The 13,831-nt window shown below is 39.3% G+C and carries 11 protein-coding genes; 9 read left to right on the top strand and 2 right to left on the bottom strand.

The genetic code is table 11. From position 1 onward, the window contains the following. The first annotated feature begins 42 nt into the window (after positions 1 to 42). A complete protein-coding gene (locus AAY42_RS09895) occupies positions 43 to 555 on the top strand; it encodes a DUF456 domain-containing protein (protein ID WP_055394707.1) in 513 nt (170 codons plus the stop codon). Here AAY42_RS09895 and AAY42_RS09900 read toward each other — a convergent pair. Together AAY42_RS09900 and AAY42_RS09905 are read right to left on the bottom strand one after the other, a co-directional pair. Continuing rightward, positions 552 to 1,106 (bottom strand): nitroreductase family protein, encoded by a 555-nt coding sequence (locus tag AAY42_RS09900; protein WP_055394709.1) that lies wholly within the window; start codon positions 1,104 to 1,106, stop codon positions 552 to 554. The two genes, AAY42_RS09895 and AAY42_RS09900, sit on opposite strands and share 4 nt — an antisense overlap. A gap of 50 nt (positions 1,107 to 1,156) precedes the next feature. Further along, positions 1,157 to 2,044, bottom strand: a complete 888-nt coding sequence (locus tag AAY42_RS09905) for a LysR family transcriptional regulator (protein ID WP_055394711.1) — start codon at positions 2,042 to 2,044, stop codon at positions 1,157 to 1,159. 78 nt (positions 2,045 to 2,122) lie between these two features. On the opposite strand from AAY42_RS09905, the gene hutH reads away from it, so the two are divergent. The 8 genes from hutH (at position 2,123) to AAY42_RS09945 (ending at position 13,805) form a co-directional block, all read left to right on the top strand. Further along, positions 2,123 to 3,700 carry a histidine ammonia-lyase gene (gene hutH / locus AAY42_RS09910; protein ID WP_055394713.1) on the top strand — a complete coding sequence of 526 codons (1,578 nt, stop codon included), beginning with the start codon at positions 2,123 to 2,125 and terminating at the stop codon, positions 3,698 to 3,700. 7 nt (positions 3,701 to 3,707) lie between these two features. After that, positions 3,708 to 4,943, top strand: coding sequence for an imidazolonepropionase (gene hutI / locus AAY42_RS09915; RefSeq protein WP_055394715.1), 1,236 nt, complete (start codon positions 3,708 to 3,710; stop codon positions 4,941 to 4,943). Beyond that, positions 4,915 to 6,963 carry a urocanate hydratase gene (locus AAY42_RS09920; protein WP_245625612.1) on the top strand — a complete coding sequence of 683 codons (2,049 nt, stop codon included), beginning with the start codon at positions 4,915 to 4,917 and terminating at the stop codon, positions 6,961 to 6,963. The genes hutI and AAY42_RS09920 overlap by 29 nt, the downstream gene beginning before the upstream one ends. Continuing rightward, the gene (gene hutG, locus AAY42_RS09925; RefSeq protein WP_055394719.1) at positions 6,960 to 7,925 is read left to right on the top strand and encodes a formimidoylglutamase; all 966 of its coding nucleotides are present in this window, start codon (positions 6,960 to 6,962) and stop codon (positions 7,923 to 7,925) included. Before AAY42_RS09920 ends, hutG begins: the two co-directional genes overlap by 4 nt. 372 nt (positions 7,926 to 8,297) lie before the next feature. After that, positions 8,298 to 9,779: a xylulokinase gene (locus AAY42_RS09930; protein WP_055394721.1), complete on the top strand. Its 1,482-nt coding sequence runs from the start codon at positions 8,298 to 8,300 to the stop codon at positions 9,777 to 9,779. 10 nt (positions 9,780 to 9,789) lie between these two features. Then, positions 9,790 to 11,115, top strand: coding sequence for a xylose isomerase (xylA, locus tag AAY42_RS09935; protein WP_055394723.1), 1,326 nt, complete (start codon positions 9,790 to 9,792; stop codon positions 11,113 to 11,115). A 9-nt stretch (positions 11,116 to 11,124) separates the two neighbouring features. Then, positions 11,125 to 12,741 carry a sodium:solute symporter gene (locus AAY42_RS09940; protein ID WP_055394725.1) on the top strand — a complete coding sequence of 539 codons (1,617 nt, stop codon included), beginning with the start codon at positions 11,125 to 11,127 and terminating at the stop codon, positions 12,739 to 12,741. 41 nt (positions 12,742 to 12,782) lie between these two features. Further along, the gene (locus tag AAY42_RS09945; RefSeq protein ID WP_055394727.1) at positions 12,783 to 13,805 is read left to right on the top strand and encodes a LacI family DNA-binding transcriptional regulator; all 1,023 of its coding nucleotides are present in this window, start codon (positions 12,783 to 12,785) and stop codon (positions 13,803 to 13,805) included. Positions 13,806 to 13,831 lie beyond the last annotated feature (26 nt).

The raw sequence follows: 13,831 nt of genomic DNA on the forward strand, positions 1-13,831 counted from the left end.
AACATTTCATCACTAAATTTGTCTTATAGTCAAAACCAAAAAATGGACATTGCCTTACTTATTTTGGGATTTATTTTAATGCTAATCGGCATTTTAGGGAGTTTTTTACCCGTATTACCAGGTCCCCCAGTGAGTTGGGTAGGACTGTTACTATTGTATTTGACCAAAGCCGTACCTGAAGATTGGTGGATGTTGGGCATAACACTTTTTTTTGCCTTGCTGATTACAGTAATGGATTATGTGATTCCAGCGATGGGCACCAAAAAATTTGGTGGTAGTAAAGCCGGTATGTTGGGAACTGTTGTGGGTCTGCTGGTAGCAATATTTTTCCCGATTCTTGGGCCTTTTGGGATTATAGTTTGGCCTTTTGTAGGTGCTTTAGTTGGTGAGCTTATTAACAAAGCAGATCAAAAAACTGCGTTGAAAGCTGCATTTGGATCCTTTTTGGGCTTTTTAACAGGAACGTTTATGAAATTCTTGATAGGGGTTATCTATTTCGGAATCTTTATTTGGAAAGCCATTGAATATGGTTCAGAGCTGTTCACCTTCAGCTAATCAAACCACTCCACTTTTTCCATAATAGGTCCACGTGGCACCTCTAAAATCTCTTCATCAGTATAACCCATATATAGAAATCCCAAACATTTCTCTCCTTCCTTAAGATTGAAAAACTCATCCATGTATTTTATCAAACCAGGAGAACTCCAATAGCATCCAATTCCCATTTCTGTACAACAAAGCCAAATGTTTTGCACTGCCATTGCAGTAGCGGCCAGTTCTTCCCATTCAGGCAAGCTTTCATTAGGGTCACGTTGCATACAGATTACAATTATAGCTCCTGCCCTAATTGGATTGTCTTGTAGCTTCTTAATTTTTATTTGCTTTGGCTTAGGGTCTATTTCTTGATATTTATTGGATAGAAATTCTCCTAGCGCCACTCTGCTATCACCCATTAGAACCTTAAATCGCCAAGGTTCTGTCTTTCTATGTGTAGGTGCATAGTTGGCAGCTTCCAATAGCTTTTCAATTGTTTCTTTTGAAATAGGCTTGTCATTGTATTGGACAGGAAAAACACTTCGTCTCTTCTTAATTATATCAAATATCATATTCCAACTTTTATACTTCTCTCAAAGTTAAGTCTTGAAACGTTTTCTTGCTACAACTTTAGAAGTAATTCCATACAATTTCTCAGTGCCGGGTTTCGATTATCCTCTTTCCAAACCATGGATAAAATAGCCCGTTGTTTAATCTTTTTAAGTTCGATGAATTTTACTTTCATTTGAAACCCATATTGCAAGGCCGTAGGAACTATGGCTATTCCCAACTTATTTTCCACCAATTTAAAAACGGTTTGCGCATGTACCGATTTATGGGAAACATTGGGTGTAAAACCGGCATCTTCGCAGATGCTCAAAACTGTATCATAATATTGTGGACTATAGTCTTGCGAAAAAAGAATAAAGTCATCTTCGGACACCTGACTCATTCTTTTAAAATTATTGATGGTAATTAAATGGTCTTCAGGCAGAACCAACGAAAAAGTATCTTCAAAAACTGGTTTCAGTTTTAACCCCTTTGGCACTCTTGACAATCGTACAAACCCCAGATCCAATTTGTCGCTAAGAATTGCACGCATCTGTGCCCTGTTCGAGAGCTCTTCAAGGCTGGTATGGATAAGCGGGAATTTTTCTTTTAAGTCCAACAGTAAATTTGGAATGACATTTTGCATTGCAGAACCCAAAAATCCTATACGGACTTCACCCAAATGTCCTTCGCCAATAAGTTTTAATTGTTTTTTGGTCTGTTCCAAATGGTTCAGTATAAACTCTACTTCTCCTTTTAAAAATTCCCCTGCCGGTGTTAGCCTAACTTTTTTCTTATCTCTAATGAATAGCTGCGTCTGGAGGATTCCTTCCATTTGCTTGATTTGCGTACTCAATCCTGGTTGGGATATATAAAGCTTTTCCGCTGCTTTACGATAATGCAATTCTTCCGCCACGGCCAAAAAGTAAATAAAATGTCTTAATTCTATTTGATAATTCATAGTTATTAAATACTACAAAAATAAGTATTGGTGATTATTAATAATAGACAATACCTTTATAAATCTCAAGTAAAGCTTATGCAACTGCCCAAAACATTTCATTTTGGTGAACATCATCTAACAGCGAGCATTGCCTTGGGTATTACCAAAGGTTCGGTCAAAGGAATACTATCCACAGATTATCTCAAGAAAATAGAAGAGAGTAATCTTCGGGTTCAAAATATTGTTGCCAAAGGTGACACTGTTTACGGAATCAATACGGGCTTTGGACCTTTGTGCAATACCAAGATTTCCAAGGAGGACACTAAAATTCTTCAGTCCAATATTTTGCAGAGTCATAGTGTTGGAGTTGGCAAGCCCATATCCAAAGTACTTGCCAAACTAATGCTCATCTTAAAAATCCACGCCCTAGCAAAAGGATATTCGGGTATTGCTGTTTCAACAATTAAAAGAATGCTCTTGCATTTGGAGCATGATGCCATTCCTGTAGTTCCGTCACAAGGTTCGGTTGGGGCTTCTGGCGATTTGGCTCCGCTCTCCCATTTATTTCTTCCGCTCATAGGATTGGGCAAAGTGAACTACAAAGGTGAAAACATCTCCACCAAGCAATTATTCAAGAAAACTGGACTTCAACCTTTGGAACTTGGCCCAAAGGAGGGCTTGGCGTTAATAAATGGCACACAATTCATTGCTGCGCATGGTGTATTGGTGTTGCAAAAATTGCAATATTCTCTTAGACATGCCGATATTATTGGGGCTATGATGTTGGAAGGACTTCAAGGTTCCATGAGACCTTTCCATGAGGAATTGCATGCACTTCGACCTTTTAAAGGAAATCAGCATGTAGCTGGAAGAATACGAACACTACTGCAAGGTTCAGAAATTTTAGAAGACCATATCGATTGTGAAAGAGTCCAAGATCCCTACTCGCTTCGTTGTATGCCCCAAGTACATGGCGCATCCAGAAATACATGGTTGCACTTAAAAGAACTGTTGGAAGTGGAACTAAATTCCGTTACGGACAATCCGGTAATCATTAATGATGAACTCACCATTAGCGGTGGCAATTTTCACGGACAGCCCTTGGCCATGGCTTTGGACTACGCCGCGCTGGCAGCTTCAGAACTAGGGAACATTTCGGACCGAAGAATTTATTTGGCACTTGAAGGGAATAGTCCAGGAGTACCAAAATTGTTGATGGAGGATACCGGAATCAACTCTGGATACATGATTTTACAGTATACCACAGCAGCATTGGCCAGTGAAAATAAAAGTCTGTGTTTTCCAGCAAGTGCGGATAGTATTCCAACCTCTTTAGGGCAAGAAGATCATGTGAGCATGGGATCCATAAGTGGCAGAAAAGCACTTCAGATTATAGAAAATGTAGAAAAGATATTGGCCATAGAACTGTTAACCGCAGCTCAAGCCTTCGAATTTAGAAAACCTTTAAAATCAGGTATTGTATTGGATGAAATTCATAAATTCATAAGAACCAAAGTTTCCTTCGCAGATAGTGACCGCGTTTTTGCCGATGATATTGAAAAAGGAATCGAAACTATTCAAAAAGGTGAAATAATTGCGTTGGTTGAACAAACAATGGCTGCAAAAAACCTTAAGTGGAACACTCCACATCTTGAAGAATTTGAAACATATTAGTACTACTATGAGCAAATCACTATTAATAGGTCCATTTACGCAACTGCTCCCAATGTCAGGTTTACCGCTTAAAGGAGCTCTATCGGATGAGCAATTGGTAATCATTGAGCAAGGAGGCATCCTTGTTTCCGAAGGAAAAGTCGTGGAAGTTGGTGTTTTTGAAGATTTAAAGTCCGATGCAGTCGATATACACCATATTGAAGGACAGCATGTTTGTCTTCCTGGGTTTGTGGATTCCCATACCCATATCTGTTTTGGTGGCTCGCGGGCCAAGGATTACGCTTACAGGAATTCTGGTAAAACCTATTTGGAAATCGCCAAGGCAGGAGGCGGTATCTGGGATACCGTGACACAAACTCGCCAAGCTTCTCAAGAAGATTTAGTTGAAGGCATTATCTCAAGAAGTAAAACTCATATAGAAAATGGCACCACTACTATAGAGGTAAAAAGTGGTTATGGCCTTTCTATTGATGAGGAACTCAAAATGCTAAGGGCCATCAAACAAGCAGGCAAAAAAACACAAGCAGATTTAGTGGCAACATGCTTGGCCGCCCATATGAAACCAAAAGATTGGGTCAGCCACAAAAATTATCTAGAAGAAATCGCCTCACAGCTGTTCCCCATTTTAAAATCTGAAGGACTTAGCAATCGTATTGACGCCTTTATTGAGGAAAGTGCATTTTCAGCATTGGAGATAGCTCCTTATTTTAAGAAAGCAAAGGCAATGGGATTTGATATCACCGTGCATGCCGACCAATTTACGACTAGCGGAAGTGAAGTGGCCATACATTTTGGTGCCATAAGCGCAGATCACTTGGAAGCCAGCACCGAGAATGAAATTCAATTATTAGCCAATAGCAATGTTATTTCCACTGCATTACCTGGAGCTTCTTTAGGCATAGGTTGCGACTTTGCTCCTGCCCGTAAAATTTTAGATGCCGGTGGGGCATTGGCCATTGCCAGTGACCACAATCCTGGTTCGGCACCTATGGGACATTTGCTTACTCAAGCAAGTATTCTCGGAACCTTTGAAAAACTCTCAAATGCCGAAGTTTTGGCCGGAATCACTTTTAGGGCAAGTGCTGCTTTGAATTTGGCAGACCGAGGTACGTTGGAAGTAGGCAAGCTTGCTGATCTTGTTGCTTTTCCAACCGATAACTATCAAGAAATAACCTATCATCAAGGACAGCTAAAACCCAGTATGGTCTGGAAAAATGGGAAACAAGTTTTTGAAAGAAATTAATATGGAACTTCAAGAATTCAAATCGCAAGTCCTTCAGGGAATACCTGAACAGCTTCCAACGCCAAGGCCCTATCCCAAAAACGGCAATCCAGCTCCCAAACGAAAGGATATTTTATCAAAAGAAGAGAAAAAACTGGCCGTTCAAAACGCGTTGCGCTACTTTCCAAAGGATTGGCATAAAGAACTGGCTAAAGAGTTTGTCAGTGAACTTAATAGTTATGGAAGAATCTATATGCATCGATTTAAACCAAACTATGAACTATACGCTAGGCCTATTTCTGAATATCCAGCAAAAACAAAACAGGCCGCTGCAATTATGCTGATGATTCAAAACAATCTTGACCCTGTCGTAGCCCAACATCCTGAAGAACTTATTACCTATGGTGGCAACGGAGCCGTATTTCAAAACTGGGCACAGTATCTATTGACCATGAAGTATTTGGCCGAAATGACCGAGCAACAGACGCTTCATATGTATTCCGGGCATCCTATGGGACTCTTCCCGTCTTCCAAAGAAGCTCCAAGAGTCATCGTTACCAATGGCATGATGATTCCCAATTACTCCAAACCTGACGATTGGGAAAAATTCAATGCGCTTGGGGTTACTCAATATGGACAAATGACAGCAGGTTCTTATATGTACATTGGGCCGCAAGGCATTGTTCACGGCACAGCTATAACCGTAATGAACGCTTTTAGAAAAGTGTTGAAAAAAGACGAATACCCTAATGGAAAGGTGTTTTTAACCGCTGGCTTAGGTGGCATGAGTGGCGCACAGCCAAAAGCTGGCAACATTGCAGGCTGTATTACTGTTTGTGCAGAAGTTAATCCCGAAGCTGCAAAAAAAAGACACCAACAAGGTTGGGTGGATGAGTTGTTGACCGATATATCTGGACTAGTTAAAAGAACCAAGGAAGCCATTGCAAAACAAGAAGTTGTGTCTTTAGCATATATAGGTAATATTGTTGAAGTTTGGGAACAATTTTACGAAGAGGATATTTTTGTTCACTTGGGATCAGACCAAACTTCCTTGCACAATCCATGGGCTGGAGGGTATTATCCGGTTGGCCTACCCTTTGAAAAGGCCAATGAAATGATGGCCGAAAATCCATCCGAATTTAAAAATCAAGTGCAGGAATCTTTACGAAGACAAATAGATGCCATCAACAAGCACACAGCAAAAGGCTCTTACTTTTTTGATTATGGAAATGCTTTTTTATTGGAAGTTTCCCGTGCCGGGGGAGATGTAATGGCTAAAAACAATATTGACTTCAGATACCCATCCTATGTTCAAGATATTTTGGGACCCATGTGTTTTGATTATGGTTTTGGGCCATTCAGATGGGTATGTACTTCTGGAAATCCCAAGGATTTGCAATGGACAGATGCTATTGCTTTAGAAGTCATGAAAAAAATCAAAGCCAATGCTCCTGAAGAAATTCAGCAGCAAATGCAAGATAATATTACATGGATTAGTGAGGCAGAACAGAATAAATTGGTAGTAGGTTCCCAAGCAAGGATTCTGTATGCAGATGCTGAAGGACGTGCAAAAATTGCAGAAGCTTTTAACAATGCCATAGCCCAAGGAGAGATTACTGCTCCGGTAGTACTGGGCAGAGACCATCATGATGTCAGCGGTACCGATTCTCCCTTTAGGGAGACCAGCAATATTTATGATGGCAGCAAGTTTACCGCAGATATGGCCATCCATAATGTGATAGGTGATAGTTTTAGAGGTGCTACTTGGGTTTCTATACACAATGGCGGCGGTGTAGGCTGGGGAGAGGTCATCAATGGGGGCTTTGGAATGGTCTTGGATGGCTCTGAAGAAGCGTCCCGAAAATTGAAAAGCATGCTGCTCTATGATGTAAACAATGGTATTTCCAGAAGAAGTTGGGCGCGAAATAAAGAGGCTTTATTTGCCATAAAACGTGAAATGGAACGAACTCCCAATTTAAAGGTAACTTTACCCAATCTAGTTGAAACAGATATATTGGATCATCTTTTTGATGCGACATGAAACACTACACAAATCCAGATACAACTATTTGGCATGGAAGAGTCAGCAATAAGTACCTGTACCTCCATGAAAAAGTACGATGTATCCCTTTAAGTGAAATTTCTGAACCTCCGAAAAAATCAATTGCTCTATTGGGATATGCCTGTGATGAAGGGGTAAAACGGAATCAAGGTAGGATTGGAGCAGTAAAAGGTCCTAAAACCATTAAAAATAGTCTTGCAAAATTCCCTAACCATCTTGCCAATACCGTATTGCTACACGATACAGGTGCTATAGTTTGCAAAAATGGAGATATGGAGGCTGCACAAAAGGAGCTTTCCAAAGCTGTTACCATCCTTCTAGAAAAAAAACAGTTCCCCATTGTTTTGGGTGGTGGTCACGATATGACCTATGGTCACTACAACGGAATTAAAACTTATCTAGATTCGAAAAAGAATAAACAGACTATTGGTATTATAAATTTTGATGCCCATTTTGATCTTCGTCAGAACACGAATGGCAATAATTCCGGAACCCCTTTCTATCAAATAGCAATGGAATCTAAAAAAGAAGATAATACCTTTAACTATTTATGCCTTGGTATTCGGAAAGATGCCAATGACCGGACACTTTTTGAGGCAGCCAAAGAATTAGATGTTAAATACGTGTTATCCGATACTTTTCAGATGCAATTTCTGGATGAAATCAATACATGGATCAATGCCTTTATTAAAACTGTGGATAAGGTTTATGTAACCATAGATTTGGATGGATTTTCATCTGCTTACGCACCTGGGGTAAGTGCTCCTTCTCCAATGGGGTTTACCCCTGAAATTGTTCTAGAATGCCTCAAAACCACTATTGGCTCTGGGAAATTAATCAGTTTGGATATTGCCGAGATGAACCCAAAATTTGATATCGATGGACAGACGGCAAAACTGGCCGCATCATTACTTCACCACATTATACATACTATCTACTAGAACTGATTCCAACAAAAAAAGCCTTCCATATGGAAAGCCTTTCATTGGTGAGCATCATTTTTAATGCTTCAACCTGATTCCAATCTAGTTGCAGATTGGAATCCAACACAACACCGCAAAGATATAAAATGAATTATGATTAACGATGCTATTCCTGAATCAAAGCAATCGAACTACTAAAAAACATCATCTTACGAAAACCTTTTCGAAAAGTTTCGTATTTTATGTAACGTATTTAATTATTTGATTGTTAATAGTTTAAAAAACATCGATTACATAATTTTATAGCTTCAAAATTTTCAAATTGATATTTCAAAGTCTTTTTGAGCGATAACATTTTTTACTTTTGATTGCGCTCTAACTAAACAAAGTATGTATTATCTGGGAATTGACTTAGGAAGTTCATCAGTTAAAATAGCCATTGTAGATACTTCCACTGGCAAAAATATTGGAGTTATTCAGTCACCTGAAGAGGAAATGTCCATACATTCACCTAAAAAAGGATGGGCAGAACAAAACCCTAAAGATTGGTGGGGCCATATTTGTGATGGAATTACCAAAATCAAGAAAGCTCACAATATTTCAGAAAATAGTATTGAAGGAATTGGAATTGCCTATCAGATGCATGGTCTAGTCATTGTTGATGAAAAAGGTGAGCCGCTAAGAGATTCTATTATTTGGTGTGATAGTAGAGCCGTCAATATTGGCAATAAAGCGTATCAAGAAGTTGGGGAAGATACCTGTGATTCCCATTTATTGAACTCTCCTGCAAATTTCACTGCATCAAAATTACGATGGGTTAGGGAAAATGAACCTGACACCTATAACCGAGTTTACAAATTCATGCTACCTGGTGATTATATTGCTTATCGGTTTTCCAATACCATCAATACCACAATTTCCGGTTTATCGGAAGGTGTATTTTGGGATTTTAAATTAGATGAGGTTTCAAAGAGTATTTTGGATTATTATGAAATTCCATCTGCATTTGTTCCTGAAATTGTGGACACTTTTGGACCTCAGGGAAAAATTTCCGCCAAAGGGGCCAAAGAAAGTGGTCTGTTGGAAGGTACGCCTATTTTATACCGCGCCGGTGACCAACCCAATAACGCACTTTCTTTAAATGTGTTTCACCCTGGTGAGGTTGCGGCTACAGGGGGCACATCTGGAGTGGTTTATGCTATTACAGACAACCTTTCTGTAAAGGAAAGTTCAAGGGTCAACAATTTTGCCCATGTCAATTACAAAAAAGGAGCTGAGAAAAATATTGGCAAATTACTCTGTATCAATGGTGCTGGCATTCAGTACCGCTGGTTATTGAACAATTTAGATGTTTCTTCTTATGCGGAAATGAACGAATTGGCCGCAGAGGTTGAAGTTGGTTCTGACGGAATTTGTGTAATTCCCTTTGGGAATGGAGCAGAGCGAATGCTCGAAAATCAAACCATAGGCACACGTATAGTAAACCTGGACCTCAACCGCCACTCAAAAACACACCTCTGTAGAGCTACGTTGGAAGGTATTGCATTTTCATTTGTATATGGAATAGAAATCATGAAATCTGATGGAATTGATGCCAAGGTAATGCGGGCTGGCAATGATAATCTATTTCGTTCTGAAATATTTTCAAACACCATTGCCACGTTGATTGAACAAGAAATTGAGATTTATAATACAACGGGCGCCATTGGAGCCGCAAGAGCATGTACACTTTCAAAAAATGACTATGATACCTTTTCTGAGTTCATGAAAAACGACCATGTGCTGACATATGTTCCTTTCAAGGACACTGAACACTACCAAACTGCATATCAAAACTGGAAAAAAGAACTGAATTTAATACTAAACAAATAACATTTTAAAAATGGCACTTATAGGCGATAAAGAATATTTTAAAGGTATCGGGGAAATAAAATACGAAGGCAAGGAATCCGATAACCCAATGGCATTTAAATTTTACAATTCAGATCAAGTTGTAGCTGGTAAAACCATGAACGAACACTTCAAATTTGCCATGGCCTATTGGCACACACTGTGTGGTACCGGCGGGGATCCCTTTGGCCCAGGAACCAAAAATTTTCCTTGGATAACGGCCAATGACCCCATTAAAGCTGCCAAAGATAAAGCGGATGCCGCTTTTGAATTCATCACAAAAATGGGCTTTGATTATTATTGCTTTCACGATTTTGATTTGGTTGATGAAGCAGCAACTCTTGCCGAGTCCGAAAAAAGAGTACAAAAAACGGTTGAATACCTCAAACAAAAACAAGAAGCTTCAGGGGTAAAATTACTTTGGGGAACGGCAAATTGTTTTTCAAATCCAAGATATATGAATGGCGCAGCATCTAATCCAAATTTTGATGTTGTTGCCCACGCAGGGGCACAAGTTAAAATTGCCCTGGATGCCACCATTGCCCTTGGAGGTGAAAATTATGTGTTCTGGGGCGGTCGTGAGGGTTATATGTCGCTCTTGAACACTAATATGAAATTGGAACAGGACAACATTGGCCGATTTTTAAATATGGCCAAAGATTATGCTCGAAGCCAGGGGTTCAATGGAACGTTCTTTATTGAACCTAAACCCATGGAACCATCCAAACATCAGTACGATTTTGATGCCGCCACTTCAATTAATTCCATTCGGGAATATGGTCTTGAAAATGACTTTAAATTAAATATTGAGGTGAATCATGCTACCCTTGCGCAACATACTTTTCAACATGAGTTACAGGTTGCTGCCAATGCAGGAATGTTGGGCAGTGTTGATGCTAACCGCGGAGATTATCAGAATGGTTGGGATACCGATCAATTTCCAAACAATGTTCTGGAGACTGCCGAAGCCATGTTGGTGTTGTTAAAATCAGGTGGACTTCAAGGCGGAGGAATAAACTTTGATGCCAAAACAAGACGTAATTCCACTGATCTGGAAGATATTTTCTTGGCACATATTGGTGGAGCCGACACTTTTGCAAGAGCGCTTTTGGTTGCTGATGCAGTGATTCAAAAATCCCCATATGAGGATTTATTGGGGAAACGTTATGCTTCTTTTGATTCTGGAAAAGGTGCCGATTTTGTGAAAGGCAATCTCTCGCTTACAGATTTATCTGATTATGCACATTCGAAAAACGAACCTGAGCAAATCAGTGGTAAACAAGAGTTGTTTGAGAACATCATCAACCAATATATTTAAAATCTTACCATGGAATCAATTTTAGAAACAGCGGATTGGTGGGTACTTGGAGGCTATTTGGCTGCACTTATTGCAGTTGCTGTCTGGGTCGTACTTCAAAAAAACAAAAACACCGAAGATTACTTTTTAGCGGGAAGAAATGTAGGCTGGTTTGTTATTGGAGCATCAATCTTTGCCTCTAATATTGGTTCTGAACACGTAGTAGGACTTGCCGGAACAGGTGCAGAATCTGGCATGCCCATGGCACATTACGAACTGCATGCATGGATAGTTTTACTATTGGGATGGCTCTTTCTCCCATTTTATTTCAGAAGCAATGCGTTTACGATGCCCGAATTTTTGGAGAAACGTTTTGATAGCCGTTCAAGATGGTTTCTCTCCGTTTTTTCACTGGTGGGATATGTCATTACCAAAGTATCGGTAACCATTTATGCCGGTGGAATTGTTGTTTCAGAATTGTTGGGAATACCTTTTTGGTATGGTGCCATTGGTATTGTTGTTTTTACCGGGGCCTATACCGTAATCGGAGGAATGAAGGCCGTTATTTATACGGAAACACTTCAAACGGTTATTTTGATAGCCGGTTCATTGATCATCACCTATTTAGGGTTGGAAAAAGTTGGTGGATGGGAAGAACTTAAACTTGTTGCCGGAAGTGAACATTTTAATATGTGGCGCCCCATCTCGGATCCTGATTTTCCATGGACAGGAATGTTGATTGGTGGTACCATTGTTGGGATATGGTATTGGTGCACAGACCAATATATTGTGCAACGTACTTTGGCGGCAAATAATATTAAGATAGGGCGCCGCGGTGCCATCTTTGGGGCGTACTTAAAATTACTTCCCATTTTTATCTTTTTGATTCCAGGCATCATTGCATTTGCTTTGGCAAAACAAGGTGTACTTACCTATGAAAAAAGCGATGAGGTTTTTCCTGTACTGGTAAAAACTTTGCTCCCGGTTGGCCTAAAAGGTCTGGTAGCAGGAGGATTGATGGCAGCTTTGATGAGTTCGTTGGCTTCCGTATTCAATTCGTGCTCTACCATTTTTACCATTGATATCTATAAAAAACTTAAGCCACTCACCGAAGAAAAGAAATTGCTTCGTGTTGGAAAACTAGCAACATCTATTGTTGTTGTTCTCGGCATCATCTGGATTCCCATTATGGAGAAAATTGGAGGCGGTGTACTTTATCAATATCTGCAGAGTGTACAATCCTATATTGCACCACCAATAACAGCGGTATTTTTGCTGGGCATTATTTGGAAAAGAGTTAATTCCAAAGCAGCAATAGTTACTTTGTTTTCAGGTTTACTGGTAGCGGCATTCCGTATCCTTGCTGAAATTTATCAACCCTATTTGTCAGGTGTGCTCTTATCATTTGCCACGATCAACTTTGCGCATATGGCCATTTTTATGTTCATATTTTCCATAATTGTATGTATTTCGGTTACTTTAGCCACTGCTCCACCCAATTATTCAGCCATAAAAGGGCTTTCCTTTGGAACATTGACCGTTGAGGATAAACAATTGAACAAAGAAAGTATTTCAGTTATCGACATTGTACTTTCTGTATTTTTAATAATCGTTGTCATTGCCGTACTTGCTTACTTTACAGGGTAAAGCAAATTGCCTTTTTAACGACGTATGTGGAAGCCAAATAAATGAAAAAACTGACTTTAAATGACATTGCAAAGCATTTTGGAGTATCCATTTCTACCGTTTCAAAAGCTGTCAACGACAATGCTGAAATAAGTAAGGAAGTAAGGGATAAAATTCAAAAGTACGCCAAGGAACATCATTACAGGCCCAATAGAGTTGCACTTAGTCTGCTTAAAAAAAGTACTAAGACCATTGGGGTAATTGTTCCTACCATTTTAAATTATTTTTTTACACAGGTATTCTTTGGAATAGAAAAAACCGCAAATGCCAGGGGTTACAATATCATTAGTTGTACTTCGGATGAATCCTATCCAAAAGAGGTTCATACAGTTGGACTTTTAAGTGCTGGTATTGTAGATGGGCTGATATTGTCCCTATCACATGAAACCCAGGCCAAAGCAAATATTGAACACATTTCCAATTTCATTGATGCCCAAATACCGTTGGTGTTATTTGACCGTGTCTCCGATAAAATTGAGTGTGATAAAGTTATTGTCGATGATTTGCAAGCTGGCTATAACACAACAAAACACCTGTTGAATGCTGGTTGCAAAAATATTGCCCTAGTTTCCGAAATCTACAATTCAAGTGTTGGAAAACTAAGGGTTTCCGGTTATCAAAATGCCCTTAAGGAAAGGAATATACCCTTTGATAGCAAACTTTTACTGAAAGTTAAAAAGGATGATGACCTGGAACTCCTGATTACTTTTCTATTGGATTATAAAAAAATAGATGCCATAATAGCTCTGGATGAAATGATGGCTGCGGATGTACTTTACATCCTTAAATCCAAAAACATCAAGGTTCCAGAGGAAATTTCCATTATTGGCTTTACAAATGGTCGACTTTCAAAATATGTTTCTCCCTCGTTGACCATGGTAAGTCAACATGGAAAATACATTGGAGAATTGACCGCCAACATTTTAATTGATCGTATCGAAAATAAGGGTGATTTTATTCCCTATACCACCAAGATTGTAAAAACCAGTTTGATTGAACGCGAATCCACAAGGTCAATCAAATAATTATAAGGATTATTTCCTATTTTTTG

Source organism: Flagellimonas eckloniae (genome assembly GCF_001413955.1).
GTDB classification, from domain to species: domain Bacteria; phylum Bacteroidota; class Bacteroidia; order Flavobacteriales; family Flavobacteriaceae; genus Flagellimonas; species Flagellimonas eckloniae.

What these genes read in the sequence shown, in the direction of transcription:
- xylA (WP_055394723.1), top strand. Translation starts at nt 9,790, where the DNA reads ATGGCACTTATAGGCGATAAAGAATATTTTAAAGGTATCGGGGAAATA.
- AAY42_RS09945 (WP_055394727.1), top strand. Translation starts at nt 12,783, where the DNA reads ATGAAAAAACTGACTTTAAATGACATTGCAAAGCATTTTGGAGTATCC.
- AAY42_RS09895 (WP_055394707.1), top strand. Translation starts at nt 43, where the DNA reads ATGGACATTGCCTTACTTATTTTGGGATTTATTTTAATGCTAATCGGC.
- AAY42_RS09920 (WP_245625612.1), top strand. Translation starts at nt 4,915, where the DNA reads ATGGGAAACAAGTTTTTGAAAGAAATTAATATGGAACTTCAAGAATTC.
- AAY42_RS09900 (WP_055394709.1), bottom strand. Translation starts at nt 1,106, where the DNA reads ATGATATTTGATATAATTAAGAAGAGACGAAGTGTTTTTCCTGTCCAA.
- hutI (WP_055394715.1), top strand. Translation starts at nt 3,708, where the DNA reads ATGAGCAAATCACTATTAATAGGTCCATTTACGCAACTGCTCCCAATG.
- hutG (WP_055394719.1), top strand. Translation starts at nt 6,960, where the DNA reads ATGAAACACTACACAAATCCAGATACAACTATTTGGCATGGAAGAGTC.
- hutH (WP_055394713.1), top strand. Translation starts at nt 2,123, where the DNA reads ATGCAACTGCCCAAAACATTTCATTTTGGTGAACATCATCTAACAGCG.
- AAY42_RS09930 (WP_055394721.1), top strand. Translation starts at nt 8,298, where the DNA reads ATGTATTATCTGGGAATTGACTTAGGAAGTTCATCAGTTAAAATAGCC.
- AAY42_RS09905 (WP_055394711.1), bottom strand. Translation starts at nt 2,044, where the DNA reads ATGAATTATCAAATAGAATTAAGACATTTTATTTACTTTTTGGCCGTG.
- AAY42_RS09940 (WP_055394725.1), top strand. Translation starts at nt 11,125, where the DNA reads ATGGAATCAATTTTAGAAACAGCGGATTGGTGGGTACTTGGAGGCTAT.